Source organism: Kitasatospora sp. NPDC040550, assembly GCF_055594965.1.
The window spans coordinates 48,699-72,990 of the sequence record NZ_JBVIWC010000005.1 but is presented as its reverse complement, the minus strand read 5'-3'; the positions used below and the strand labels follow the sequence as shown (position 1 = coordinate 72,990).

Annotated in this window: 22 protein-coding genes; 12 read left to right on the top strand and 10 right to left on the bottom strand. The window is 74.4% G+C overall.

Annotated elements, in window-relative coordinates:
• Nucleotides 1–8: 8 nt before the first annotated feature.
• Nucleotides 9–467: an HD domain-containing protein gene (locus tag ACZ58X_RS09945; RefSeq protein WP_470333163.1), complete on the bottom strand. Its 459-nt coding sequence runs from the start codon at nt 465–467 to the stop codon at nt 9–11.
• 225 nt (nt 468–692) lie between these two features.
• Between ACZ58X_RS09945 and ACZ58X_RS09940 the strand changes: the two genes are divergently transcribed.
• Nucleotides 693–1,619, top strand: a complete 927-nt coding sequence (locus ACZ58X_RS09940; protein WP_470333162.1) for an AEC family transporter — start codon at nt 693–695, stop codon at nt 1,617–1,619.
• Between the two features lie 158 nt (nt 1,620–1,777).
• On the opposite strand, the gene ACZ58X_RS09935 is transcribed toward ACZ58X_RS09940, so the two are convergent.
• Nucleotides 1,778–2,227 (bottom strand): MarR family winged helix-turn-helix transcriptional regulator, encoded by a 450-nt coding sequence (locus tag ACZ58X_RS09935; RefSeq protein ID WP_470333388.1) that lies wholly within the window; start codon nt 2,225–2,227, stop codon nt 1,778–1,780.
• Between the two features lie 154 nt (nt 2,228–2,381).
• Here ACZ58X_RS09935 and ACZ58X_RS09930 point away from each other — a divergent pair, with 154 nt between their 5' ends.
• From ACZ58X_RS09930 to ACZ58X_RS09920, 3 genes are all read left to right on the top strand, one after another.
• Nucleotides 2,382–3,242 carry an alpha/beta fold hydrolase gene (locus tag ACZ58X_RS09930; protein WP_470333161.1) on the top strand — a complete coding sequence of 287 codons (861 nt, stop codon included), beginning with the start codon at nt 2,382–2,384 and terminating at the stop codon, nt 3,240–3,242.
• Between the two features lie 1,007 nt (nt 3,243–4,249).
• Nucleotides 4,250–4,996 (top strand): hypothetical protein, encoded by a 747-nt coding sequence (locus ACZ58X_RS09925; RefSeq protein WP_470333160.1) that lies wholly within the window; start codon nt 4,250–4,252, stop codon nt 4,994–4,996.
• 22 nt (nt 4,997–5,018) lie between these two features.
• Nucleotides 5,019–5,486 carry a hypothetical protein gene (locus ACZ58X_RS09920; protein ID WP_470333159.1) on the top strand — a complete coding sequence of 156 codons (468 nt, stop codon included), beginning with the start codon at nt 5,019–5,021 and terminating at the stop codon, nt 5,484–5,486.
• 147 nt (nt 5,487–5,633) lie between these two features.
• Here the strand turns inward: ACZ58X_RS09920 and ACZ58X_RS09915 are convergent, their stop codons facing one another.
• Nucleotides 5,634–5,897, bottom strand: a complete 264-nt coding sequence (locus ACZ58X_RS09915; RefSeq protein ID WP_363437335.1) for a dsRBD fold-containing protein — start codon at nt 5,895–5,897, stop codon at nt 5,634–5,636.
• Nucleotides 5,898–6,180: 283 nt separating this feature from the next.
• Between ACZ58X_RS09915 and ACZ58X_RS09910 the strand changes: the two genes are divergently transcribed.
• From ACZ58X_RS09910 to polX, 4 genes are all read left to right on the top strand, one after another.
• Nucleotides 6,181–7,137: a DMT family transporter gene (locus ACZ58X_RS09910; RefSeq protein WP_470333158.1), complete on the top strand. Its 957-nt coding sequence runs from the start codon at nt 6,181–6,183 to the stop codon at nt 7,135–7,137.
• An 8-nt stretch (nt 7,138–7,145) separates the two neighbouring features.
• Entirely contained in the window at nt 7,146–7,952 is an 807-nt protein-coding gene (locus ACZ58X_RS09905) for a DUF6629 family protein (protein WP_470333157.1), read from the top strand.
• A gap of 340 nt (nt 7,953–8,292) precedes the next feature.
• Nucleotides 8,293–9,012 (top strand): histidine kinase, encoded by a 720-nt coding sequence (locus ACZ58X_RS09900; RefSeq protein ID WP_470333156.1) that lies wholly within the window; start codon nt 8,293–8,295, stop codon nt 9,010–9,012.
• Between the two features lie 82 nt (nt 9,013–9,094).
• Nucleotides 9,095–10,858: a DNA polymerase/3'-5' exonuclease PolX gene (polX, locus tag ACZ58X_RS09895; protein WP_470333155.1), complete on the top strand. Its 1,764-nt coding sequence runs from the start codon at nt 9,095–9,097 to the stop codon at nt 10,856–10,858.
• Nucleotides 10,859–10,932: 74 nt separating this feature from the next.
• On the opposite strand, the gene ACZ58X_RS09890 is transcribed toward polX, so the two are convergent.
• Together ACZ58X_RS09890 and ACZ58X_RS09885 are read right to left on the bottom strand one after the other, a co-directional pair.
• Nucleotides 10,933–11,829: a carbohydrate kinase family protein gene (locus ACZ58X_RS09890; protein ID WP_470333154.1), complete on the bottom strand. Its 897-nt coding sequence runs from the start codon at nt 11,827–11,829 to the stop codon at nt 10,933–10,935.
• A 3-nt stretch (nt 11,830–11,832) separates the two neighbouring features.
• The gene (locus ACZ58X_RS09885; RefSeq protein WP_470333153.1) at nt 11,833–12,822 is read right to left on the bottom strand and encodes a pseudouridine-5'-phosphate glycosidase; all 990 of its coding nucleotides are present in this window, start codon (nt 12,820–12,822) and stop codon (nt 11,833–11,835) included.
• A 138-nt stretch (nt 12,823–12,960) separates the two neighbouring features.
• On the opposite strand from ACZ58X_RS09885, the gene ACZ58X_RS09880 reads away from it, so the two are divergent.
• Both ACZ58X_RS09880 and ACZ58X_RS09875 read left to right on the top strand, forming a co-directional pair.
• Nucleotides 12,961–13,863 (top strand): LysR family transcriptional regulator, encoded by a 903-nt coding sequence (locus ACZ58X_RS09880; protein ID WP_470333152.1) that lies wholly within the window; start codon nt 12,961–12,963, stop codon nt 13,861–13,863.
• Nucleotides 13,864–14,006: 143 nt separating this feature from the next.
• Complete coding sequence (locus ACZ58X_RS09875; protein ID WP_470333151.1) at nt 14,007–15,689, top strand: peptide-N4-asparagine amidase; 1,683 nt, start codon at nt 14,007–14,009, stop codon at nt 15,687–15,689.
• A gap of 298 nt (nt 15,690–15,987) precedes the next feature.
• On the opposite strand, the gene ACZ58X_RS09870 is transcribed toward ACZ58X_RS09875, so the two are convergent.
• Nucleotides 15,988–16,665: a response regulator gene (locus ACZ58X_RS09870; protein WP_470333150.1), complete on the bottom strand. Its 678-nt coding sequence runs from the start codon at nt 16,663–16,665 to the stop codon at nt 15,988–15,990.
• A gap of 90 nt (nt 16,666–16,755) precedes the next feature.
• Between ACZ58X_RS09870 and ACZ58X_RS09865 the strand changes: the two genes are divergently transcribed.
• A complete protein-coding gene (locus ACZ58X_RS09865) occupies nt 16,756–18,348 on the top strand; it encodes a purple acid phosphatase family protein (protein ID WP_470333149.1) in 1,593 nt (530 codons plus the stop codon).
• A gap of 30 nt (nt 18,349–18,378) precedes the next feature.
• Here ACZ58X_RS09865 and ACZ58X_RS09860 read toward each other — a convergent pair whose 3' ends face one another.
• Together ACZ58X_RS09860 and ACZ58X_RS09855 are read right to left on the bottom strand one after the other, a co-directional pair.
• Nucleotides 18,379–18,870 carry a hypothetical protein gene (locus ACZ58X_RS09860; protein ID WP_470333148.1) on the bottom strand — a complete coding sequence of 164 codons (492 nt, stop codon included), beginning with the start codon at nt 18,868–18,870 and terminating at the stop codon, nt 18,379–18,381.
• Between the two features lie 102 nt (nt 18,871–18,972).
• A complete protein-coding gene (locus tag ACZ58X_RS09855) occupies nt 18,973–20,157 on the bottom strand; it encodes a sensor histidine kinase (protein ID WP_470333147.1) in 1,185 nt (394 codons plus the stop codon).
• Nucleotides 20,158–20,557: 400 nt separating this feature from the next.
• Between ACZ58X_RS09855 and ACZ58X_RS09850 the strand changes: the two genes are divergently transcribed.
• A complete protein-coding gene (locus tag ACZ58X_RS09850; protein ID WP_470333146.1) occupies nt 20,558–21,373 on the top strand; it encodes a (2Fe-2S)-binding protein in 816 nt (271 codons plus the stop codon).
• Between the two features lie 99 nt (nt 21,374–21,472).
• On the opposite strand, the gene ACZ58X_RS09845 is transcribed toward ACZ58X_RS09850, so the two are convergent.
• Both ACZ58X_RS09845 and ACZ58X_RS09840 read right to left on the bottom strand, forming a co-directional pair.
• Complete coding sequence (locus tag ACZ58X_RS09845) at nt 21,473–22,537, bottom strand: ABC-2 transporter permease (protein WP_470333145.1); 1,065 nt, start codon at nt 22,535–22,537, stop codon at nt 21,473–21,475.
• 161 nt (nt 22,538–22,698) lie between these two features.
• Nucleotides 22,699–24,291, bottom strand: coding sequence for an alpha-amylase family glycosyl hydrolase (locus tag ACZ58X_RS09840; RefSeq protein ID WP_470333144.1), 1,593 nt, complete (start codon nt 24,289–24,291; stop codon nt 22,699–22,701).
• Between the last annotated feature and the right edge of the window lies 1 nt (nt 24,292).

Sequence of the window (24,292 nt, the reverse complement as noted above, 5' to 3'; positions counted from 1 at the left end):
ACGCGCCCTCAGAGCTCCCCGGTCAGCCCCAGCAGCTCCCGCATCCGCGCGTACTTGGCGGCCAACCGCTCGGCGGTCGCCCCGTCCAGCGCGGCCAGCCGCGCCGGGTCCGAGTTGTGCGCCAGGTCCGCGCGCTTGACCAGCAGCGCGCCCGGCGTGGCCAGGATCCGCGCGGTGTACGCCTCCACCGGCTCCCCGGGCCGCCGGGTGAGCGCGTCCACGATCGCCTTGGTCGCCTCCGGCAGCGCGGCCCCCGCCAGCCACTCCCGGCTCAGCCGGTCGTCCTCGACGGTGTCGTGCAGCCAGCCGGCCGCGATCTGCGCCTCGCTGCCGCCGCGCGCCGCCGTCCCGCCCGCGACCGCCGCGATGTGCTCGGCGTACGGGTGCCCGTTCTTGTCCACCTGCCCCTGGTGGGCCCGGCGGGCGACGGCCTCCACCTCGGACAGGCTCAGGTACTGGTCCTCCACCCGCTCATCGTAGGCCCGCCCCCGCGACGCCCTCCCGCCCCCGCGACGCCCTCCCGGCCCCGGTCGGCGGCCGGCCCCCGACCCGGACCCGGGCCCCATGATCAACACCCGGACGGCCACTGGTTTACTGCCACGGGGGGTTCTCGGCGGCACCGGCGTTCCGGGGCCCTCCGGCGGGCGATCCCCGCCGCACCCGGCAGACCCGTCCGAGCGATCCGAGGAACCATGCCAGACCTCCACCCGCTGCTGTCCGCCTTCGCCCCGATCTGGGCCCTCACCGCGGTCGGCTACGTCGTCGCCCGCGCCGGGCTGCTCGGACCGCAGGCGGAGCTGGTGCTGACCCGCTTCGTCTTCCACGTCGCGATGCCGGCCGCGCTCTTCCTGATGATCTCCCGCACCCCGCTGGGGCACTTCGCCAACCCGTCGATGCTCGCCTTCGTGGCCGGCACCGCCGTCTCCACCGGCCTCGGACTGCTCGCCGGGTGGCGGCTGTTCCGCCGCAAGCGCGGCGAACTCGCGATCGGCGCGATGGCCTCCGGATACGTCAACTCCGCCAACCTCGGCATCCCGGTGACCATGCAGGTCATCGGCGACGCCTCCTTCGTCGGCCCGGTGGTGCTCTTCCAGATCCTGGTGGTCACCCCCGCCGTCCTGGCCGTCCTGGACAGCGGCGCGGCCGGCCGCCGGGCCCTGGTCACCCTGCCGCTGCGCAACCCGATCCTGATCGCCACCGCCCTCGGCGCCGTCGCCTCGGCCACCGGCTTCCAGCTGCCCGCCGAACTCCACCACTCCGCCGACCTGCTCGGCGGGGCCGGTGTGCCGACCGCCCTGGTCGCCCTCGGCATGTCGCTGCACAACCGCCCGGCGGCCGAAGGCCGTTCGCGTCGCGCCGAGGTCGGCCTGACCGTCGCGATCAAGACCCTGGTCCAGCCGCTCGTCGCCCTGCTCGTGGCCGGCCCGGTGCTCCACCTGCCCACCCACCAACTGCTCACCGTGGTGCTGTTCTCCGCCCTGCCGACCGCGCAGAACATCTACACCTACGCCCGCGAGTACGGCCAGGGCACCGACCTCGCCCGGGACACCGTGCTCTGGTCGACCCTGGTGTCGATGGGAACCCTGTCACTGATCGCCTGGACCCTGGGCCCCTCCTAGGGCGTGTCTGACAATTCGCGTCGGATCAGCGTGCGGCGTTGGGGTGCGTGCATCGCAAGGCGGAGGAGGGAGTCCATGCGGAGCATCGGCGACTGACGACAACGCGGCGAGGTGCGTGCCCCAACGCCGCACGCCCGGCGGGAATTGTCAGACACGCCCTAGGACGTTCCCCGAGGGTCCTGCCGGGCGGCGGCCACCACGGAGGTCATCGCCTCCAGGAAGCGGCGGGCCGTCGCCAGCTCCGCCGGATCGAACCGGCCCATCGCCGCGACCAGGTCGCCGATCAGCCCGCCGAAGAAGCCCTCACCGAGCTCCATCGCCCGCTCCTCCACCACCAGCCGCACCCGGCGCCGGTCCTGCGGGTCGCGCTCGCGCCGGATCAGCCCCAGCCGCTCCAGCCGGTCCACCAGACCGGTGGTCCCGGCCGAGTTCAGCCGGAGCGCCTCACCGAGCCGCCCCGGAGTGACCACCTGCCCGGCCCGGGCCGCGTCCAGCAGGTGGATCAGCGCCCGCAGATCGGTCGGGTGCAGGCCACTGCGGGCCGCGAACTCGGCCCCGAACAGGTCGAGTTCGACCGTCAGACCGCGCAGCAGGTGGACCAGCCGCATCGGCTCCTCACATTCGGACACCCTCTCGTCCTTCCTCGGGCACTCCCGTGCCATTATTCTCTCGTTCAGCGAGATACTTGTCCAACGAGTGATCTGGCGGGCGGGCGATCCCCACCTGCCCGCACGCGATCACACCACACCGCGGAGGCCCCTCATGTCCGCCCGCACCGCCCCTTTCCTCGCCGCCTACGACAAGCTCCTCACCCGCTGGCCCGTACCGGTCGAACCCCTCACCGTCCGGACCACCCACGGCACCACCCACGTCAACGCCTGCGGCCCCGCCGACGGCCGCCCCCTCGTCCTCCTCCACGGCGGCGGCGCCACCTCCGCCATGTGGTTCGCCAACGCCGGCGCCTGGGCCACGGCCGGCCACCGCGTCCTCGCCGTCGACCTGATCGGCGACCCCGGGCGCAGCGTCCACGACGGCGCCCCACTGCGCGACGTCCCCGGCCTGGTCGGCTGGCTGGACGCCGTACTCGACGGACTCGGCATCCGCGAGACCGACCTCTGCGGCCACTCCTACGGCGCCTGGACCGCCCTCGAGTACACCCTCCACGCCCCCACCCGGGTCAGGCACCTCGCCCTCCTCGACCCCACCCAGTGCTTCACCGGCTTCCGCCCCGGCTACCTGCTGCGCGCCCTCCCCCTCTTCCTCCCGCACCGCACCCCGGACCGCGCCCGCTCCTACCTCGACTGGGAATCCGGCCCCGGCCCCGCCGTCGACCCCGACTGGCGCGAGCTGTACGCCCTCGGCTACGCCGACTTCCCCGCCTCCCCCGTCGTCACCGGCCCACGCCCCACCCCCGCCCGACTCCGCGCCCTCACCACCCCGATACTCGCCCTCTACGCCGCCCACAGCCGCACCCACAACCCCCACCACACCGCCGAAGCCACCCGCCGCGCCCTCCCCCACGCCACCGTCACCACCATCCCCGCCACCTCCCACCACACCCTCCCCACCGCAGGCGCCCCCCAGGTCAACCCCCAGGTCCTCACCTTCCTCACCCACCCCTGAGCCCCCACGAGAAGTCGACCCCACCAACTTCCTGTACGCACCGCACCCCCAGGCCCGAGAAGCACCAACCCCGCACAGGAAGTCGGCCGAGCCGACTCCTACGGAGGACCGGCCCGGCACCACCACACCGGCCCTGCGCACACCGCCGAACCCAACACCCCACGCACTCGCGGCAGACGGTCCCCCCGCATGAAAAGTCGGCCGAGCCGACCTCCTGTGCCGTGCCCTATGAACAGTCGACCAGGCCGACTTCCTGTGCGGACCAACGCAACCGAGCTCGGCAAGAGCAGCCGCGCTGCTGCGGCCAGCACTCACACGAACGACACCAGCCCTGCGGACACCACCAAGCCCAACACCCCACGCACTCACAGCAAGCAGCGCCGCACCGCACGAAGAGTCGGGCGGGCCGACTTCCTGTGCGCCAGCGCGGCCGCACTCCTGCGGCCGACGGTCACACGAACCGCGCCAGGCCGGCCGACACCAAGAAGCACAACGCCCCACGCACTCGCAGCAGGCGGCCGGGGCGCGCGAGAAGTCGCGCGGACCGACTTCCTGTGCGGAACGGCACGACTGGGCTCGGCCAGAGCCAACCTGACCCGAAGCTCGCCGGGGTCTGCGGGCACCGGCGAACCCAACACACCACATACGCACGACCGCCGGCCGCCCCGCACCAGAAGTCGGGCAGGCCGACTTCCTGCGCGAGCCAGCACCGCCGGGCCCGGCTAAGAGGGCCGGGCCTGCGGTCCCCACACCCCCGCGCCCGCCGCAGGCGGCCGGGGCGCGCGAGGAGTCGGGCGGGCCGACTTCCTGTGCGGAAGGGCGCGGCCGGGGTCGGCCGGAGCCAACCTCACCCGAAGCTCGCCGGGGTCTGCGGGCGCCTCCGAGAGAGTGTCAGCGCGCTCCTCCCTCGGCCGGGTGTGCGGCGGGTGTCGTGGTGGGGGTTGTGGCCGGGGCGGTCGTAGCGTGGGCGGGTGGTGGTCAGGGCGGGGTCGCGGAACGCGTCGCAGGTGAGTTCGGCTCATGTGATGGCGCTGGCCGTGGTGCTCGCGATTCCGGTGCTCAAGTTGGCCTGGACGTTGGGTGGCGGGGATGCGGCGCGGGACGCGTTGTCGGCGATGGGGCCGACCAACTGGCTCGATGTCGTCATCGGGATGTTCCTGGCCGAGCCGGTGCTCGCGACCGTGCTGGTGGCGGTCATCTCCCATGTCACGTACGCGGTTTCGGCCGCCGCCGGTGGCGCCGCGCGGCACCGGGGGCGGGCGCTGCTGGAGACCGCGGCGCGGGCGGCGATCGTGCCGGGGGCGCTCGGGGTGGTGGTGGGGGCGTTCAACGGGCTGTGGTGGGGTGTGGCGGCCGGGGTGACCGGTCTGCTCCTGCGACTCGGTGTGATCGCCGAGTACCGTACGGGCGTGCGGTCCGCCGAGACCGGGCACCGGACCGGCCGGACCGCCCGGTCCGCCGTCACCCCCTGGACCCGGGCCGCGGAGGCCCTGCGGCTCGCGTCCCTCCTCCTGGCCCTGGTCGTACTGCCGTTCCTCTCCGTGACGGCCGCGCTGGACGGCCGGGCCTGGACGAGCGTGCTGCGGTGCGACGTGAACACCGGCGCCGGCCCCGCGCGGGCCCGCCTGGTCGAGCTGGACCGGCAGGCCCCGGGGGTGGTCGGCTGGGACCTACCCGCCCGCGAGGTGGTCAGCGGCACCAACTGCGCGACCGATCCGGACGACGTGATCCGGGCCCCCTGGTGGCGCAGCTGACGGCCGTCGGCAGAATGTCCGGATGGACCAGCTGACCACCCTGACCTGGCAGTACGTCGCCGGACGCGTCGATCCCGCGGACCTGCCGATGGCCGCCGCCCACCTGCTCGTCGCCGGTTTCGACTCCCCCGCCCTGCGGGACCTGGCCGGCCGGGTCCCGAGTGACGGCACCGGCGAGGTCTTCCGCGAGGCGCTGGCGGAGCTCGGCCGGGCCCTTCCCGACGAGCGGACGGCCGACCGCTGCCTGCTCCACCACCTGGCGGGCCTGCTGGCGGCCGGGGAGCTCGCACCTGCCACGGTGGCGGGGGAGGTCTGGTTCCTCGCCACGAGGGGTGACACCGAGGCCGAGGAGGCGTTCATCGACGCCATCGGGCCCGAGTACCTGATGGACGTCCGCACGGAAGGCCCGTCCGAGCGGTACCGCGCCTGGGCGGACGAGGTCCGCTCGGCCGCCGAGCGCCTGTGCCGCACCGAGGCGCCGATCCGGTAGCCCACGGAGCACCCCGACACCCTGCGAACCGAAAACCCGCGCACCACCCGAGTCCCCCGTGCTGGAGCAGACTTGACGTCGGCCCGGGCACAGGGCCCCGCCGTGCGTGCGCCCGCGCCGGATGCGGCACGGCCGGGTTCACCGGGTTCAGTAGATCAGGTAGCCCGGGCGGTGCCCCTCGTCGTCGATCTCCCCGGTGGCCTGGGCCCGCAGCTTGCGGGACAGTTCCTCCAGGGCCCGGGAGGCCGCGACCTCCTCGCCGATCCTGGCGAGCGGACGGTCCTCCGCACTCTTCTCGGCCTCGCCGTGCGCGCTCAGGCCCGGCGCCCGCGCGCCCGTCAACCTGGCGTCGCACACCGTGTGCACGCCGTCTTCGTCGAAGCTGAGCTCCACGTCCCACTGGTTGTGCATGCCACACCTCCTGGCGCAGGCCCCCGTCGCGCCGGTCCCGGCCGACCCGGGCGGTGGGCCCGTGGCGGCCGCTCACACCAGCGTGCGCCCGCCCCGCCCGTGGCGGCAAGCGCGGGCCGATGGCGCCGACCGCGGGCCCGGGCCCGCTCGGATCCACCCGTACGGCGTCCGCTCGGCCCGGCCGCCGCCCCGGCGGTACGCTGGCGGAAGCGCGCCGCGATCGCCGTCCCTCCCCCGGAACCGCCGGCGCGGCGCGGGGCAGCGACAACCTGGTGGTCCCTCCGTGGCGGTCTTCCTCCTCGCTCTGAGCGCGGCCTGCTGTCTGGGACTCGGCTTCGTCCTCCAGCAGCACGCGGCGCAGCGGGCTCCCCGTGCCGACATGCTGCACTGGCGCCTGCTGCTGGACCTTATGCGGATGCCGGAGTGGCTGCTCGGTACCGGTTTCATGGTCAGCGGCCTGCTGCTGTCCGCGCTCGCGCTCAATCAGGGCGAGGTGTCCCTGGTCGAGCCGCTGCTGGCGACCAACCTGATCTTCGCCATGGCACTGTCCCGGGTGCTGACCCGTCAGACCCTGGGGCGGTCCGGCTGGGCCGGGGTGCTGCTGCTCGGCCTGGGGGTGACGGCGTTCATCGTGGCGGGGCGGCCGACCGGCGGCGGCCCGCCCGCCGGGGAGCTGCGCCACTGGCTGGTGGTCGGCACGGTGGTCGGGCTGACCCTGCTGCTGGTCACGCTCGCCCGACGGCTGCCGCTGTTCGAGGAGGCCACCCTGCTGGCCCTCGCCGCCGGACTGCTCTACGGGCTCCAGGACGCGCTCACCCGCACCACCACCCAACGCCTCGACCACGACGGGCTGGCGGTGGTGCTGCGCACCTGGCAGCCGTACGCGGTGGTGGTGGCGGGCGTGGTCGGGCTGCTGCTGGTGCAGAGCGCCTTCGAGGCCGCCCCGCTGCGGATGTCCCTCCCCGCGCTGACCGCCGCCCAGCCGCTGTCCGGGATCGCCTGCGCGGTCGGCTTCCTCGGCGACCGGCTGCGGGTCACCCCGGGTGCCCTGGCCTGGCAGGCGGCCGGGCTGGTGGCGATCGTGATCGGGGTGATCGTGATCGGGCGGCACCCGGCGATGCCCGGCAGCGTCCGCGAGACCCTGGAGTCCATCGGCGCTCCACCGGAGGACCGGCCCGGCAGCGCCGAGAGCGGCGACGGCCCCGACCGTGACGCCGACCCGGACCGCAGAGCCGAGTAGGCCCCCCGATGTGCTGGAGCGCCCAGGCGGACGCCGTGGCCGGCACGGTGGTCGCGGGCGTCGGCGTGGCCTGCCTCGTACGCGCCCGGCGGTCCGGGCAGCCGCAACGCCTACCGCTCGCCGCACTCCCGCTGGTCCTCGGCGTGCACCAACTCGTCGAATCCCTGGTCTGGCTCGGCACCGACGGCGACCTGCCCGCCGGCCCCGCCGAGGCGGCCCGCACCGCCTGGGCGGCGATCGCCCTGCCGCTGCTGCCCGTCCTGGTACCGGCCGGAGTGTGGTGCGCGGCCCGCGAACCCGGCCACCCGGCCGGCCCCGCCCGTCGCCGGCTGCTCGCCCTCCTCGCGCTGCTCGGCGCAGCGGTGGCGGTGCCCCTCGCGGCCGCCGTCGCCGCCCACCCGGTGACGGCCACCCGACACGGCCACACCCTCGACTACGGAACCGGCGTCCCCCACCCGGCCCTGCTGCTCACCGGCTACCTCCTCACCACCGTCGGCCCCCTCCTGCTCAGCGCCGACCACCTGCTCCGCCGCCTCGGCCTCCTCACCGCAACGGGCGCCCTCGCCTGCGCCCTGCTCTGGCGCCTCGCCTTCATCTCCACCTGGTGCGCCCTCGCCGCCCTCACCAGCCTTCTCCTCCTCCACTGGGCAGGACACCCACCAGCACCCACCCCCTCCACCACCCCACCCACCACCCCACCCGCCTCCCTCTCCACCTCCCCACCCACCTCTCCCCTCACCCGACCCAGGCGAGAGGGACGCGCTGCGGGAGGGGGCGGTGGAGGGGGTGGCTGCGGAAGGGGGCGTGACGGGTGATTTTCCGACCGCCAACGGCGCCCGACCATGTGCCCACAGGGTCGGCGGTCGGAAAATCATCCAGCCCCCGGAGCTGCCACCCCCGGAACCGCCCCCGGACCAACCCACCCTCCCGAAAGCCCACCCCCCCAACCAAAGCCCCGCGCAGCGCCCCCCACCCCGCCACTCGGCGGCCCCACCACCCCCCGCTCGGCGGGGTCCGCTGACCGCTTCGCGTCCCGGAGCCGGATTGTCACCCGGGCGGAGTAGGCGCAGGCTGGCAGGAGGGCCAGGGAAGCGGCCCGCCCCGGTCGGCCGCGGAACCGATGACGGCCGCCGGTCAGGCACGAGGGGCAGGGCAATGGCACGCGGGAAGCTCTGGGGCTACGTCGCGTCGGGGGCCCGGGCGCTCGGCGCGCTCGGCGGCGCGGGTGGCGCCGAACGCAAGGGCGGCGGGGGCACTCCGGAGGGGCTCGGCCCGTACCCGCCGATCTCGATGGCCGGCCCCCGGCCGCTGTCCCGCACGGAGCTGGACCGGCTGAGCTGGACCGGCCGCCAGGCCGGGTGCGAGCCCCAGGCGCGGCATGTGCAGGTCTCCGAGGTGGTGCGCCGGGTGGTGCGCGGCGGCGGCCGGGCGGCGGCCGTCACGGTGCGGCTGGCGCCGGGCCTGCCGGTGGTGGCCGGGGACGCCCGCCGTATGGAGGCGGCGATCGCCGGCCTGCTGGACCACGCGATCCGGCGCAGCCCGCTGGGCGGCCGGGTGCTGGTCCGCGCGGACGTCAGGCGCTCGGGCCCGTCGGCACCCCGCGCCGCGGCCGGGCGCGGCGTGACCGGGCAGGGCACGGCCGGACACCGCACGACCGGACAGGCCCGGGAGCGAGTGGAGATCCGAATATCCGACCGCGGTTCGTACGAACCTCCCGAGGCCCGCGAGTGGCTGCTGGCGGGCGTGCGGAGCACCGGACCGGTGGGGCCGGCGCTGCACAGCCTGGTGCTGGCGGCCGGCGGCCGGCTCGCGGTGGAGCCGACCCCCGGTGGCGGCATGACCGTCGTGCTGCTGCTCGGGGTCGCCTACGACTAGCCACCGCCCCGGGCACCCGCCACCGACGCCCGCCCCCACCCACCGCCCGGCGAACAACGCGCCCCGAACCTAGACTTGCCCCATGCCCCGGCTCAACGACCAGGTCAGGGAGCTGCTCCAGGAGTACGCCGACCTGATCAACATCACCGGCGGGGACGCCTTCCGGGCCCGCGCCTACGAGAAGGCCGCCCGGGCCGTCGGCGGCCACCCGGAGGACCTGGCCGGTCTGGACGTCAAGGGACTCCAGCAGATCCCCGGTGTCGGCAAGTCCACCGCCGAGAAGATCGCCGAGTACCTCGCCGGCGGGAAGATCGCCGCGTTGGAGGCCCTGCGCGCCGAGATCCCGCCCGGTGTACGGGAGATGATGGCCGTCCCCAGTGTCGGCCCCAAGCGCGCCCTCTCCCTCTACCGGGACCTCGGGATCGGCTCGGTGGACGAACTCGCCGACGCGATCCGCGCCGACCGGCTGTCCGGTGTGGCGGGCTTCGGCGAGCGCAGCGGCGAGAAGATCCTGCACGGCATCGAGCTGATGCGGCAGTCCGGTGGCCGGACCCTGCTCGACGCCGCCACCGAGCTGGCCGAGCAGCTGGTCGAGGCGCTGTCCGCCGTGCCCGGCTGCACCCGCTGCGCGTACGCGGGTTCGCTGCGCCGGATGCGCGAGACGGTGGGTGACATCGACGTGCTGGCGACCGCCGCCGACTCGGCCCCGCTGATGGCCGCGCTCACCGAACTGCCGTACGTGGCCGAGGTGATCGGCAGCGGGCCGACCAAGACCTCGGTCCGCACCACCGGGGGGATCCAGGTGGACCTGCGGGTCGTGCCCGAGGAGGACTGGGGCGCCGCGCTGGTCTACTTCACCGGGTCGAAGGCGCACAACATCAAGTTGCGCACGAGGGCGGTGCGGGCCGGCCTCAAGCTCTCCGAGTACGGGCTGTTCGAGGTCGGCGACGACACCGGCAAGGGCTCGAAGAAGAAGGAGGAGGGCGCCAAGGTGGTGTCCGCGACCGAGGAAGAGGTGTACGCGGCGCTCGGTCTGCCCTGGATCCCGCCGCCGCTGCGCGAGGACCGGGGCGAGATCGAGGCCGCACTGAACGGTGAACTCCCGGAGCTGATCCAGGAGTCGGACCTGCGCGGCGACCTGCACACCCACACCGACCTGACCGACGGCCTGGCCACCCTCACCGAGATGATCGACACGGCGGCGGCCCGCGGCTACTCCTACTACGCCGTCACCGACCACGCGCCGGACCTGGTGATGCAGCGGATGACCGACGAGAAGATGCTGGCCCAGCGCGAGGAGCTGCGCCGACTCGCCGACCGTCACAAGAAGGTGCGCCTGCTGCACGGCACCGAGCTGAACATCGGCCCGGACGGCGGGGTGGACTGGCCGCCCGAGTTCCTGGCCGGCTTCGACGTCTGCGTGGCCTCCGTCCACTCGCACTTCACCCTGGACCGCGCCGCCCAGACCCGCCGGCTGATCCGGGCCTGCGAGAACCCGTACGTCCATGTCATCGGCCACCTCACCACCCGACGGATCGGCCGGCGCGGGCCGATCGACGTCGACCTGGACGCGGTGTTCGCGGCCGCCGCCCGCACCGGCACCGCGATCGAGATCAACAGCTCCCCGCAGCGGCTCGACCTGCGGGACGAGGACGTGCTGCGGGCCAAGCGGCACGGTGTGCGCTTCGCGATCGACAGCGACGCCCACGCCACCGGCCAGCTCGGCTACCCGCGCTTCGGCATCGGCACGGCGCAGCGCGGGTGGCTCACCGTCGACGACGTGGTCAACGCCTGGACGTGGCAACGGTTGAAGCAGTTCCTCCGCAAGGACGCACTACGGCGGTAGCGCCCCGCACTACGGAGGTAGTGCCCCGCACTACAGCCGCAGTTGCCGGGCCCGCGGCGCCCGCAGCCCCCGTATCACCCACAGCGCCCGCCCTGACTCCCCCCGAGCGACGCCCCCGGCGAGGCCAGCACCCGGGCGGCGCTGCGGTGCCCGAGCCCCGCCGCCAGGGGCAGGTCCCCGGTGTCCAGGAACCCGGCCAGGAAGCCCGCCGCGAAGGCGTCCCCGGCCCCGGTGAGGTCCCGCACCTCGGCAACCGGCGGCACCGGCACGGTGAACAGCCCGTCCCCCGGCACGTCCACGGTGGTCGGCCCGGCACCCGCCTTGGTGACCACCGTCGAGGCCGCCAGCCGGGCCCGCTGCGGCCCGGGCAGCCCGTCCACCAGCAACCCGAGGTAGGCGGACTCGGAGCGGTTGGCGAACACGAAGGTGGGCGCCAACTCGGCCAGCAGGGCGAGGAAGCGCTCCCTCCCGTACTGCTCCAGCATCCCGGTGGAGGAGGCGTCCACCGAGGTGGTGCCGCCCGCCTGCCGGACCCGGTCGAGCGCGTCGACCGCCGTCCGGCCGACCGGCTCGCCGTCGAAGGAGTAGGCGGGCACGTGCAGGTGGGTCAGTCCGCCCAGCCAGTCGTCCGGGACGCGTTCCAGCAGCTTGGCGGCGCCGCGGTCGGGCAGCATGGTCCGTTCGCCGTCCCGGTCGATCAGCACCACGATGCTGCCGGTCTGACCGTGCCGCTGCACCCGGACGTCCACGCCGTGGCCGCCGAGTTCGGCCACGATGCCGTCCCCGACGGCGTCCGCGCCGACGCAGCCGAGGAAGCGGGCCGGGTACTGTCCGGCGGCGAAGCAGGCGACGTTGGCCGCGCTGCCGCCGCGCCGCCGGAAGACCTGGGCACCGGAGTCGGTGCCGTGGCGCAGCGGCCCGTCGACCCAGACCACGATGTCCTCGACGAGGTCGCCGAGCACCCCGAGCACGGGTCAGGCCCCGGCGGTCGCGGCGGCGGACCCGTCGGTCCGGTCATTCCCGCCGGCCCGGTCCCCCAGGGCCGCCAGCGCCGTGGCGATCTCGCCGCCGAGGCGGACGTTGCCGCGGTAGACCTCGACGTTGACCTCCAGGCTGCGCCCGCCGGTGTCGCGCTGGATGTGGTCGAGCAGGAACGGCGTGGAGGCGTTGCCGGTGATGCCCCGGCGCTCGGCCTCGGCCCAGGCGCGGGCCAGGATGCCGTCCAGTTCCTCCGGCGGCAGCTGCTTGGCCGGGTCGACCGGGTTGGCGATCAGCACGGCCTGCGGCAGGTCGAGCCGGTCGCGGGCGTCGATCACGGCGGCCGCCTCCGCCGCGGACCGCACGGCGAAGTTGATCTCGTGGCCGGAGTCGGTGACGTAGAAGCCGGGGTACTTGGTGGTGCGGTAGCCGATGACCGGGATGTTGAGGGTCTCGAAGCGCTCCAGGGTGGCCCGGATGTCGAGGATGGACTTCACGCCGGCGCTGATCACGGTGACCGGGGTGGCGGCGAGGGTGGTCATGTCGGCGGACTCGTCGAAGCTCTCGGCGGCGCCGAAGTGGACGCCCCCGAGGCCGCCGGTGGAGAAGACCCGGACGCCCGCGCGGTGGGCGAGGAAGGCGGTGGCGGCGACGGTGGTGCCGCCGTGCCGGCCGAGCGCGGCGACCACCGGCAGGTCGCGCAGGCTGACCTTGTCCAGGCCGTCGGTGGCGGCGAGTTCGGTGATCTGCTCGGTGCTCAGGCCGACGGTGGGGACGCCCGCGTGCACGCCGATGGTGGCCGGGACGACGCCCGCCGCGCGCAGCTGCTGCTCGGCCTCCAGCGCGACCGCCAGGTTGCGGGGGCGCGGCAGGCCGTGGGTGAAGATCGTCGACTCCAGGGCGACCACGGGACGGCCGTCGGCGACGGCCCGGGCGACCTCCTCGGAGATCTGGATGGCGGGGGTGCTGGCGGGCTGTCCGGTCATGGCGGGAGCTTCCTGTGAGATGCCACTGCGGTGGGGCAACGTGACGCTCAGCGTATGGACGGTTCGGATCGGAAACCAGAATGAGTCCTGGGGTTTCCGATAGCCTTTCAGCTATTGGTTCGCACTAGGATGACCCGCATGGGCTTCACCTTGCGGCAGCTGGAGGTCTTCCTGACGGTGGCCGAGACGCTGCACTTCGGCCGGGCCGCCGAGCGGCTGCACATCTCGCAGCCGACGGTCAGCCAGGAGGTCGCCCGGCTGGAGCGGACGGTCGGTGTCGAGCTGTTCGACCGCAGCCGCCGCTCGGTCGCGCTGACCGAGGCCGGCGAGGTGATGGCGGCCGAGAGCGCGAGGCTGCTGGAGCAGGCCGGCGCGATGCTGACCCGGGTCCGGCTGCACGAGGAGTCCCGGCTGGGGACGGCCCGGATCGTCGCCTCCCCGAGCGTGGTGAACCGGCTGCTGCCCGCCGTGGTCAGCCGGGCCGAACAGGAGCTGCCCGCGCTCGACACCGCCGAACTCGCCGTCGACACCGGCCAGGTCTCCGCCACCCTGGCCGGCGAACTCGCCGACATCGGCCTCGGCCGCTTCCTGGAGGACGTCCCCGGCTACCGGCTGGAGCGGATCGCCGACGAGCCGGTCCGGGTCGCCCTCGGCCGGGACCACCCGCTGGCCACCCGGACGGCCCTGCGACTGGCCGAACTGCGCGACCTGCCCCTGCTGTTGTGGCCGCGCGAGCAGCACCCCCGGTACTACGACCACGTGCTCGGCCTGTGCGCGGAGCACGGCGTCGACCCGCCGGTGCTGGTCAGCCCGCCGAGGATCGTCGGCTCCCGGCTCTACCTGCTCGCCCGCAACCGCGCCTTCTCACTGGTGCCCGGCTCGATGACCGGCCACCTCACCGAGGACGTGGCCACCGTACGGCTGGACGGGCGGGCCACCCTGCCGCTGGAGATGCAGTGGCGCACGGAGGACCGCCGGCCCCCGCTGGCGACGCTGCGCAACCTGATCCGCCAGGAGGCCGCGGCCCTGGAGGAGTGGTAGGCCCACCCCGGCCGGGCGGGCCGACGCTCCCGCGGGGGCCCGAAAGCAACTCTTGACGGTCACATGCCAGCGCCGGAAGGATGCCCGGATCACCCACCCGGCCCGTCGCGCGCCGACGGGCCGCCCGACCCCGGGGACCCACCTTGGCCCTGTTCCCCCGGCGCTCCCCGCGCCCCCTGCTGCGCCGCCTCGCCGGACTGCTCGGCGCCACCGCCCTCACCCTCGCCGGCACCCTGACCGCCGCCGCCCCGGCCCACGCCGACTTCGGCAGCGACTACCACGACCCGGTCACCGCGACCAAGCCGCTCACCCGCCCCGACACCCGCTCCTGCACCGTCGAGGTGATGCACGACCGGGAGTTCCGCAACGGCTACGGCAACCCGCCCGACACCCCGTACACCGCCACCCTCACCCCGCCCGCCGACTGCGCCGGCCCCTGGTCCGCCGTGGTCCTGGACCTCCACGGGCAGGTCGCCGGGCGGCAGTTCGACCGGATGTTCAGCGTCCGCGTCGGCGGCGTCGAGGTCCTGCTGTCCTCCACCCCGGAGCCGTCCCAGGACGGCATCCAGTGGAACGTCGAACGCGATCTCACCCGCTACGCCCCGCTGTTCGCGGCCGGACCGCAGCCGTTCTCGCTCGACCTCGCCAACGTCACCGACGCCACCTACACCGGCGTCTACAAGGTCTCGGCGAGCCTGACCTTCTACACCGCGAACGACCGCTGGCCCGCCGCCCACGGCGCCGACCAGGTCCTCACCACCGGCCCGTTCTCGCTCACCCAGGCCGCCCCGGGCACCGCCGGGGACCTCACCTTCCCGCAGAACCTGCAACGGCTCACCGCCGAGGTGTACGCGCGGGGCGGCGGCGCCTGCGAGGAGTTCGCCTACGCCTCCGCGCCGGACGCCTTCGTCGCCGCCAACCCGTCGATCGGCGCCTGCGGCAAGGGCCCGTTCCGCGAACTGAGGCTGACCGTGGACGGCCGGGTGGCCGGCGCCGTCTGGCCGTACCCGGTGATCTACACCGGCGGCTGGGACCCGCTGCTGTGGCGGCCGGTCCCCGGGATCTTCGCCTTCGACCTGCCCGCCTACCGGCTCGACCTCACCCCGTACGTCGGCCTGCTGCTCGACGGGCGCCCGCACCGCGTCGGCATCGCGGTGAACGCCTCCGAGGCGCAGAGCAACGACGTCTGGACCGGCCAGGTCAACCTGTTCGCCGAGGTCGACCACGGCACCGCCCGCACCTCCGGGCAGCTCACCGACTACCGGGTCGCCCCCGAGGCCGCCGTCACCACCCGGCTCACCGACCACGGCGGCGGCAGCGGCGACTGGACCGTCACCGCCGCCCGGCACGACCTGGCCCGCGGCTGGGTGCAGACCTCGCACGGCCGGATCACGACCGAGGTCCGCGACGACCTCGCGTTCAGCTCCGCCCAGCAACTGCGCGACAGCGGCAACGACGTGACGCTGCACAACGGCACCGACCTCACCCGCACCACCGCCACCTGGGGCGGCGGACCGCACCGCACCACCACCGTGCACGAGGGCGAACCGCTGGACGTCACCTACAAGGTGACCCACGACGCGGCCGGGAACACCGACCAGAACACCGCGATGGACCTCGGCTACCACCGCGAGGCCACCACCGCGACCGGCGGCCACGTCACCGGGCGCAGCACCGTGGACCACACCCTGCGGCCCACCGCGACCCGCCACGACGGCGACCGCACCGTCCGCACCGGCAGCAGCACCGAGGACTACCGCAGCACCGGAGCGGACGGGCCGTACCACCGGACGCTGACCTTCGTGGACGGGTGGCCGAAGCCGTAGGGCCCGCTCCCCGGACCCCGACTTGCGGAATTCGTCCGATTTCGGACCGTTCACCCCTGGTGCACGGCTCGTAGGAGGCGCATGATGGGAGGTGGACCTGCGAGGTAGCTGAAGGAAGTTCGACCGCAGGAGGCAGTGGCGACAGGTCGAGACGGATCAGGGTCTGCCGCTGGTACTACCTCGGTCGACGATCGAACTACCGGCCGGAGGACGTGATGTCCGGAGGCCACCCCCACCTCGCAGGTTCCACGCGTCCACGGAGCATCCCCTCGGCCCCGTGGGCGCGCCCTGCCGTCCGCTAGCGCGGCACCGGGTACCCCATCTCCCAGGCGTGCACCGCGATCCCGACCCGGTTCGGCACGCCCAGCTTGCGCTGGATGCTGGCCACGTGGGTCTTCACCGTCCCCGCGGAGATGAACAGTTCGGCCGCGATGTCGGCGTTGGTGCGGCCCGCCGCGACGTGGCCGGCGATCTCCACCTCCCGCTCGGTCAGCGGCACCACCACCCCTGCCGCCGTCGGACGGGCCGGCCGCCGCGGCGCCGTCACGTGCTGGAGCAGCCGCACCGTGACCGACGGGCTGATCAGGCTCTCCCCGTCCGCCGCCGCCCGCACCGCCTCCGCCAGCAGGGCCGGGCCGGAACGCTTCAACAGGAACCCGGAGGCGCCGTGCCGCAGCGCCGGGTAGACGTACTCGTCGAGGTCGAAGGTGGTCAGCACCACCACCCGCACCGAGCCGGACAGCCGCCTGGTCACCTCCAGTCCGTCCAGCCGCGGCATCCGGATGTCCACCAGCGCGACGTCCGGCCGCAGTTCGGCCGCCAGCTCCAGCGCGGCGACCCCGTCGGCGGCCTCGCCCACCACCTCGATGTCCGGCTGGGCGTCGAGGATCCGCCGCACACCGCGCCGCACGGCCTCCTGGTCGTCCGCGACCAACACCCGGATCACCCGCGGGCACTCACCGTTCGCACTCGTCACACCGGGCAGTCTCCCGCACCGACCGGCGGGCGGGAAAGTTCACGCCACCGGTCCGGCGCGGTTCACCTCCGCCCGGTGAAGCTGGCCGCCATGAACGCTTCCAGTGGACGTCCGCCCGTCACCCCCTCCGTCAGCCGGCGCGGGCTCCTGGCCGGGGCGACCGGCCTGAGCCTCGGCGGCGCCGTCTCCCTCTCCGGCATCGCGGCCACCCCCGCCGCCGCCCCGCTGCTGTGGGAGCGGCCGGACCGCTGCGGCGCCCCGCGGGTCGGCGGACTGCACCTGCAGTTCGGCTCGGACGCCTCCCGCGAGGTCACGGTCTCCTGGCACACCACCGCGTCCGTCGCCAACCCCCGGGTGATGTACGGGACTTCGCACGGCGGCTTCGGGCGCACCGAGCAGGCCGAGACCCGCACCTACCGGGACGCCGACTCCGGCACCGAGGTCCAGGTGCACCACGCCCGGCTCGGCGACCTGCACCCCGACACGGACTACGTCTACGCGGCCGTCCACGACGGCGCCACCCCCGAACTCGGCACCGTCCGCACCGCCCCGCGCGGCCGGGCCGCCTTCACCTTCACCAGCTTCGGCGACCAGGGCACCCCCACCCTCGGCAAGCAGACCGCCAACGGCTACGCCAACGACAACCTCGGCAGCCCGGCCGCGGGCGACACCACCGCCGGGGTCGAGCGGGTCGCCCCGCTGTTCCACCTGCTCAACGGCGACCTCTGCTACGCCAACCTCTCCACCGACCGGGTCCGCACCTGGTCCGACTGGTTCGAGAACAACACCCGCTCGGCCCGCCACCGCCCCTGGATGCCCGCCGCCGGCAACCACGAGAACGAGAAGGGCAACGGCCCGATCGGCTACGGCGCCTACCAGGCCTACTTCGACCTCCCGGACTCCGACGCCGACGACGAACTGCGCGGCCTCTGGTACGCGTTCACGGCCGGCTCGGTGCGCGTCATCAGCCTCAACAACGACGACGTCGCCTACCAGGACGGCGGCAACAGCTACGTGCACGGCTACTCCGGCGGCGCCCAGCAGCGCTGGCTGGAGCAGGAGTTGATCGCCGCCAACGCGGACCCGGGGATCGACTGGATCGTGGTCTGCATGCACCAGGTGGTGATCTCCACCGCCGACAAGTTCAACGGCGCCGACCTCGGCGTCCGCGAGGCCTGGGTGCCGCTGTTCGACGAGTACGGCGTCGACCTGGTGGTCTGCGGCCACGAGCACCACTACGAGCGCTCCCACCCGATCCGCGGCCAGCAGCCCACCGACACCCGCACCCCGATCCCGGTCGCCACCGGCACCGAGACCGTCGACACCACCAAGGGCACCGTCCACATGGTCATCGGCGGCGGCGGCACCTCCGCCCCCTCCAACCACCTCTTCTTCACCCCGCCCAAGGCCCGGGTGATCACCGGCGTCGGCCCGGTCGACCGGGCCACCGGCAAACGGCCCCCGGTCTACGTGATCGAGGACGCCCCCTGGTCCGCCTTCCGCGACGCCCAGAACCCGTACGGCTTCGCCGCCTTCGAGGTCGACCCGGGCGAGCGCGGCGGCCACACCACCATCGCCGTCACGTACTACTCCGTGAGCGGCCCGTACGGCGACCTCGTCCCGGTCGACCGCTTCACCCTCACCCGCCCGCGCGGCCTGCGCGGCGGCGGCCGGGGGCGCTGACCCTCGGCTCCGTCGGCGGGGGCCCGGGCCCTAGATCTGCGTCCACCCGCCGCGCGCGAGGAGCACGATGGGGCCCGCCACGAGCAGGGCGGCGAAGACCGTCCCCACCGAGCCGCGGTCGCGCCGACCGGCGAGCAGCAGCATGACGCCGGACGGGAAGGCGAAGACGAACACCGGCAGCGGGAGCAGCACGTACGGCACCGAGCAGACGGCCTCGATGCCGAACTGGAACCAGCCGACGGCGAGGCAGGCACGCCGGAAGCTCGGCTCGCGAGGTACGGCCAGGGGCAGCACGGTCATCGCGAGGAATCCGACGTACAGGCCCCAGAACCACGCACTGTCGGGCCCCGACGACAGGCCCGCGACGGCATACGGTACCCAGGCGACACCGGCCAGGGCGACGAGGATCCGCCCGCTCGGTCTGACCCGGCCGCGGACGGGGCCGGTACGCGGCTCCCCCGGCCGGTCGGCGAACACGGCCCCGACCGCGAAACCGGGCTGCGCCGGCAGTAGCTTGCTCATCCCTACCCCCTGAGAACGACCCTGAGAACGGTCTCGAGAACGATTTGAACGTGTTCAACATAGCGCTCCGACCGTCCCCCGGAAATCCGGGGGTGCCCCTCGCTACCGCCCCGGCAGGGTGCAGCACACCTGCCAGCCCGACGGGCCCAGCGGGCCGGAGGTCAGGCTGCCGCCGTGGGCGGCGGCCCGGGCCGCCAGGCCGACCAGCCCGGTACCGCCCGCGCCGGGCCGGCGGCGCAGTCGGGGCCGTCGGGCGGCCGGACCGCCGGTGTCGCGGACGGTCACCCGGACCGCCCGGCCGTCCGGCTCGGCAGCCACCCGGACCGTCACCGCGGTGGCCTGCGGGGCGTGCCGGCGGACGTTGGTCAGGGCCTCCAGGACGACGGCGTACGCGGTGGCCTCGGCCTCGGCGGCGAGCAGTCCGACGACCTCCGGGGCGAGCTCCACGGTGGCGCGCGGGCCACCCGTCGCACCGAAGCGCCCCACCAGCTCCGGCAGGTCGGTCAGCCCGACCCGGCGGGTGGTCCCGGCCGTGGCCCGGCCTTCGCGCAGCGCCCCGACCATCTCGTCCATCGAGTCGAGCGCCCGCAGCCCCGCCTCCTCCAGACGCTGCAACAGGGCGGCCGTCTCCTCCGCCTCCTGGCCCGGGAGCTGGCCGGCCTGGGCCTCCAGCACCATGCCGGTGATCTCGTGGGCGACGGAGTCGTGCAGCCCGCGGGCGACGTCCAGCCGCTGCTCGCGCCGCGCCCGTTCGACGGCGCGCTCCCGGCGGACGTCCAGCACCCGCAGGTAGAGGCTCGCCCCGGCCACTCCGAGCACCGGCAGCAACGAGAACAGCACACCGCCCACCGGCCCGGCCGCACCGCCCTGCGGCATCCGGAGCACGAACCGCAACGGGAGCACCACGGCCGCGAGACCGACCAGCCCGCCGACCGGCCCGGCCCAGCGCTCGGGCAGCCGGCGGACGGCCCGGTACAACACGCCCAGCAGCGCGAGCCATTCGAGGGGCAGCCAGAACGCGGGCAGCCGGTACGGGCCCGGGTAGCCCAGATCGACCAGCAGCGAGACCCCGGCCGTACTGGCCGCCGCGGCGGCCAGCGTGACCCTGCCGAGCGGCCAGGGCAGCAGCGCCACCGTGGCGGCGAACGCGGCCGTCAGGGCGAGCAGCAGGGCCGCCCCACGGTCCCCCGGGTGAGCGAGCACGACGGGCGCGAGCAGCAGCGGGGCGGCGACGACGGCGGGCCGACGGCGGCGCCGGGCGGGGCGGGACTGACGGTCGGTGCGCACACCGCCGAGCCTACGGGCAGCTCTCCCGGGGGAGGTCCGCTCCTCCCCGCGCAGGAGGCGGCTCCCCTCCGCAGCGGGAGGTCCGGGCGGCCCGGGCGGGCCAGACTGGATGCCGTCGGAACAACCGCCGCACCGGAGGACGAACCACCGTGGATCTCCGAGCGCCAGGGCGCGGTAGCGTTCACCCGCACGACCGGCGCAGCCGTCGCCGCGCCCGGCTGACCACCGCCCGACCGGGGCCCTCCGGCGCCGACCTCCGGCCTCCGACCGGGGCGGGGCGGGGCGTCACCAGCCGCCCGACCCCCGGCCCCCTGGAGGACCAGATGCACCCCGACCACCCGATCCCGCCGGGGCCGACCGAAGCCGGCGCGGGGTTCAACGACCGTACCGGGGAGGGCCGTTGAACCCCGCGCCCGAAAAGCCGCAGGCGGAACAACCCCAGGCCGAACAGCCGCAGGCGGAACAACCCCGGGCGGAACAACCGCAGGCCGAACGACGGCAGCCCGACTACGCCCGCCTCGCCGCGCTCGGACCGTACTTCGCCCTCGACACCGCCCCCGCCGGTCCCCCGCCGCCCGGCTTCCGCCCGCTGCCGGAGTTGTACGGCAGCGGCCCGGACGCGCCGCTCGCCGCCCGGATCCAGGTGGTGGCGCAGCGCCTGGGCACGGCCGAACTCCGGGTCGCCGCCTCGATCCTGCACCTCGGCCTGGCCGCCCGCTTCTGGTCGGTGGGCATCGGCTCGGCCGTCCTGCTGGGTGCGGTCCCGACCCTGGAGCGCGCCTGGGTGCGGATCCCGGACCAGGGGCCGATCGACCTCTGGACGCCGCCGGAACCGGTCCGCCCGGAGCCCGGGGAACTCGTCGATCAGCTCCACCGCTCCGTAATGATCGGGCAGTTGGAGCCGCTGGCCGCAGCAGTGCGGGCCGCCGTTCCGCTCTCGGTACGCCTGCTGCGCGGCAACGCGGCCTCCGCGCTGGCCGGGACGCTCCGGGTACTGGGCGCCCGGGTGTCGCTCCCGGCAAGGGAGTTGGTGACGCAACTGCTGGACCGTCCGCCGCTGGCGGGCTCCGGCACGCTGCACACCGGCCCGCGCGGGGCCGTGTTCCGGCGAACGAGCTGCTGCCTCTACTACCGGACCGGACCGGGCGCCGGGCTCTGCGGGGACTGCTGCTTCACCCGGCCGCCCGCCCGGCGCGGGCCGCAGGAAACCGCCTGAGGCCCGCACCCGGCTTGTCCAGAGCCGGGTGCGGGCCGCTGTTCCCCACCCGGTTCCGATGCCCTCGCACCGGGTGAAGTCCCTTCGGGCGTACGGTCCTCAGACCGCGACCGCCTCCTCCATCTCCTCCTCGGCCTCGGCCTCCGCCTCGGCCCGCGCCGCCACCGCGCGGCGCCCCCGGCCCTCGTACGCCGCCGCGGCGACCAGGGCCGCCCCGCCCAGCAGCAGCCAGACCACCAGGGTCAGTACGTGCCCGCCGAGGCCGGCGCCGCCGTCGAAGTACAGGAGGTCGCGCGCGCCCTCCAGGTAGCCGGCCCCGGTCCAGAAGCCGTGCAGGGTGCCGAAGAACCCGTTCTGCAGTTCGGGCCGGTAGATGCCGCCGGAGGAGGTGAAGTTGAGCATCACGAACAGCACCATCAGGGCCAGCGTGGTCCACTTCTTCAAGAAGCTGTGCAGGCCGGTGCCGATCAGCACGATGCCCGCGGAGTAGAGCCAGCCGAGCGCCCAGACGGCGGCGTAGTCGTGATCGACCACGTGGAAGAGCGGCCCGGCGGTGGCGATCCCGATCACAGTGACCACCAGCGAGACGGCCACGCCCACCAGGGCCCGGATCCGCATCGGCAGCCCGGCACCGGCCGCGCCGATCACCGCGACGCTGGCGTAGGAGCCGATGCTCAGCGCGACCAGCAGGAAGAACAGGCCCTGGCCGGTCGGGTCGCCCTCGGCGGGGATGGTGAGGTCGGTGACGTGCAGCGGGACGCCCTGCCTGTCCGTGACGTTGGTGAACACCGCCGTGGCGGCCACCACCGAGGTGTCGGAGTTCCCCTTGGCCACGATCAGCTCGGGGCTCCTGGCGTCCGGGACGAAGGCGCCGACCAGGTCGCGGTCGCGCAGCAGCTGCTCGGCGGCGGAGCGGTCGGCGACGGTCCGGACGTCCAGCGCGGCACCGGCCTTGCCCTGGATGACCTGCGCCAGCTCCTGGGTCTGCGGCCCGGCGCCGACCACGGCGACCTCGAGGTGGTGCGGCTCGGGCTGGTGGAAGGCGCCCTGGTAGGCGAGCGCCATGCCGAGGCACATCAGCAGCGGGGTGAGCAGGTGGACGGCGAGGTGCTTGAGCGAGTGGCCCAGGGTGGGCGCTGCGGTGGGGGTCTGGGGTGTGCTCATGGCGTTCGTACCGTCCTCCGGCGATCTCTTCGATGACGATGGCAAATGCAACCAATACAGGTGGTAAATGCAACCATCTATGGATGTAGCTTACAACCATCCGACACGGAGCGGAAGCCGGGCCGCCGAAGAACGCCTCGACGGCCCGGCTCAGGCCCGGCTCAGGCCAGCTCGAACACCCCGTACGAGAACCCCTCGGCCCGCAGCTCACCGTCCACGACCCGCACCCCCTGCACGTCCAGCGGCCGCACCCCGCCCCCGCCCGGGAGGTCCGCCAGCCGGACCGCGCCCCGCTCCCGGCGCGGGTTCACCGCCACCAGGTACCGCCCGGACCGCACGTACACCAGTGGGTACCCGGCCTGCCGCACCTCCACCCCGCCGGAGGCGCCCAGCCCCGGGTGGGCGCGGCGCAGCGCGATCAGGCGCCGGACGGTGTGCAGCAGCGAGGTCGGGTCGGCGCGCTGGGAGAGCACGTCCGGGCGGTGCGGGTCCGGGTCCGGCGGCAGGTAGCACCGCTCGGGCGCGGCCGTCGAGAATCCGGCCGAGGGGCCCGGCGTCCACTGCATCGGGGTCCGCGACCCCGCCCGGTTGAAGCGCGGGCCGAGCACGCTGCCCTCGACGTCCGACAGTCCGGGCAGGTAGCGCATGCCGATCTCGTCGCCGTAGTACACGGCGGGCAGGGTCGGCCAGGTGAGCAGGAAGGCGAAGGCGGGGGCGAGTTGTTCCCCGGAGCGCGGGGCGGTGGCCAGCCGGGAGAAGTCGTGGTTGGCGGTGGGCAGCACGATGTGCCCGTTGCCCTCGGTGAGTTCGGCGGCGGAGCGCCAGGCGTCCAGGAAGGTCCGCGGGGTGCCGCGCCCCTCGGCCTCGAAGTAGCACGGGCCCTGCTGCCAGAACTCCTCGACCGTCCCGCCGCCGTTGTTCCAGAGCGAGCGCAGCGGGAGGCCGTGGTCGTCCCCGCCGAAGTGCAGGAAGAAGTCGGCGTGGAACCCGGCCGCGACGGCGGCGGCCGGTTCGCCCCACTCGGCGAACAGCGCGGCCTCGGGGTGGGTGCGGTCCAGCCAGTCCCGCAGCTCGGTCCAGAGCTTGGCGGTCTCCACCCGGCCCGGGTCGTCCTTGACCAGCGAGTACGCCATGTCCACCCGGAAGCCGGCCACGCCGAGGTCCAGCCAGTGCGCCATGATGTCGCGCAGGGCCGCCCGGTTGGCGCGCGGGCCCTCGGCGTCCACCGGCTGCCGCCAGGGCTCCGACGAACTCGTGCGCGCGTAGCCGAAGTTGAGGGCGGGCTGACAGTCGAAGAAGTTCGGCCGGTACCAGCCCGGCCGGCTCCCCGGCGAAGCCACGAAGCCGTCCACCGGCCGGTCGGACCAGATGTAGCGCTGGTCGGCCGGGTCCTCGGCGGAGGCCAGGAACCACGGGTGGCGGTCGGAGGTGTGCCCGGCGACCAGGTCCAGCAGGATCCGGATGCCCCTGCCGCGCGCGGCCTCGACCAGCGCGACCAGATCCTCGGTGCGGCCGTAACGCGGGGCCGGGGTGAGGTAGTCGGTGACGTCGTACCCGGCGTCGCGGAACGGCGAGGCGAAGCAGGGGTTGAGCCAGACCGTGTCCACGCCCAGCCAGGCGAGGTGGTCGAGGTGCTCGGTGATGCCGGCGAAGTCGCCGATGCCGTCGCCGTCGGAGTCCGCGAAGGACTGCGGGTAGATCTGGTAGAGGACGGCGTCGGCCAACCAGTCGGGGCCGGGGCGGGTCGAGGTCATG

What these genes read in the sequence shown, in the direction of transcription:
- ACZ58X_RS09940 (WP_470333162.1), top strand. Translation starts at nt 693, where the DNA reads ATGCCAGACCTCCACCCGCTGCTGTCCGCCTTCGCCCCGATCTGGGCC.
- ACZ58X_RS09935 (WP_470333388.1), bottom strand. Translation starts at nt 2,227, where the DNA reads ATGCGGCTGGTCCACCTGCTGCGCGGTCTGACGGTCGAACTCGACCTG.
- ACZ58X_RS09930 (WP_470333161.1), top strand. Translation starts at nt 2,382, where the DNA reads ATGTCCGCCCGCACCGCCCCTTTCCTCGCCGCCTACGACAAGCTCCTC.
- ACZ58X_RS09920 (WP_470333159.1), top strand. Translation starts at nt 5,019, where the DNA reads ATGGACCAGCTGACCACCCTGACCTGGCAGTACGTCGCCGGACGCGTC.
- ACZ58X_RS09915 (WP_363437335.1), bottom strand. Translation starts at nt 5,897, where the DNA reads ATGCACAACCAGTGGGACGTGGAGCTCAGCTTCGACGAAGACGGCGTG.
- ACZ58X_RS09905 (WP_470333157.1), top strand. Translation starts at nt 7,146, where the DNA reads ATGTGCTGGAGCGCCCAGGCGGACGCCGTGGCCGGCACGGTGGTCGCG.
- ACZ58X_RS09900 (WP_470333156.1), top strand. Translation starts at nt 8,293, where the DNA reads ATGGCACGCGGGAAGCTCTGGGGCTACGTCGCGTCGGGGGCCCGGGCG.
- polX (WP_470333155.1), top strand. Translation starts at nt 9,095, where the DNA reads ATGCCCCGGCTCAACGACCAGGTCAGGGAGCTGCTCCAGGAGTACGCC.
- ACZ58X_RS09885 (WP_470333153.1), bottom strand. Translation starts at nt 12,822, where the DNA reads ATGACCGGACAGCCCGCCAGCACCCCCGCCATCCAGATCTCCGAGGAG.
- ACZ58X_RS09880 (WP_470333152.1), top strand. Translation starts at nt 12,961, where the DNA reads ATGGGCTTCACCTTGCGGCAGCTGGAGGTCTTCCTGACGGTGGCCGAG.
- ACZ58X_RS09865 (WP_470333149.1), top strand. Translation starts at nt 16,756, where the DNA reads ATGAACGCTTCCAGTGGACGTCCGCCCGTCACCCCCTCCGTCAGCCGG.
- ACZ58X_RS09860 (WP_470333148.1), bottom strand. Translation starts at nt 18,870, where the DNA reads ATGAGCAAGCTACTGCCGGCGCAGCCCGGTTTCGCGGTCGGGGCCGTG.
- ACZ58X_RS09845 (WP_470333145.1), bottom strand. Translation starts at nt 22,537, where the DNA reads ATGAGCACACCCCAGACCCCCACCGCAGCGCCCACCCTGGGCCACTCG.
- ACZ58X_RS09840 (WP_470333144.1), bottom strand. Translation starts at nt 24,291, where the DNA reads ATGACCTCGACCCGCCCCGGCCCCGACTGGTTGGCCGACGCCGTCCTC.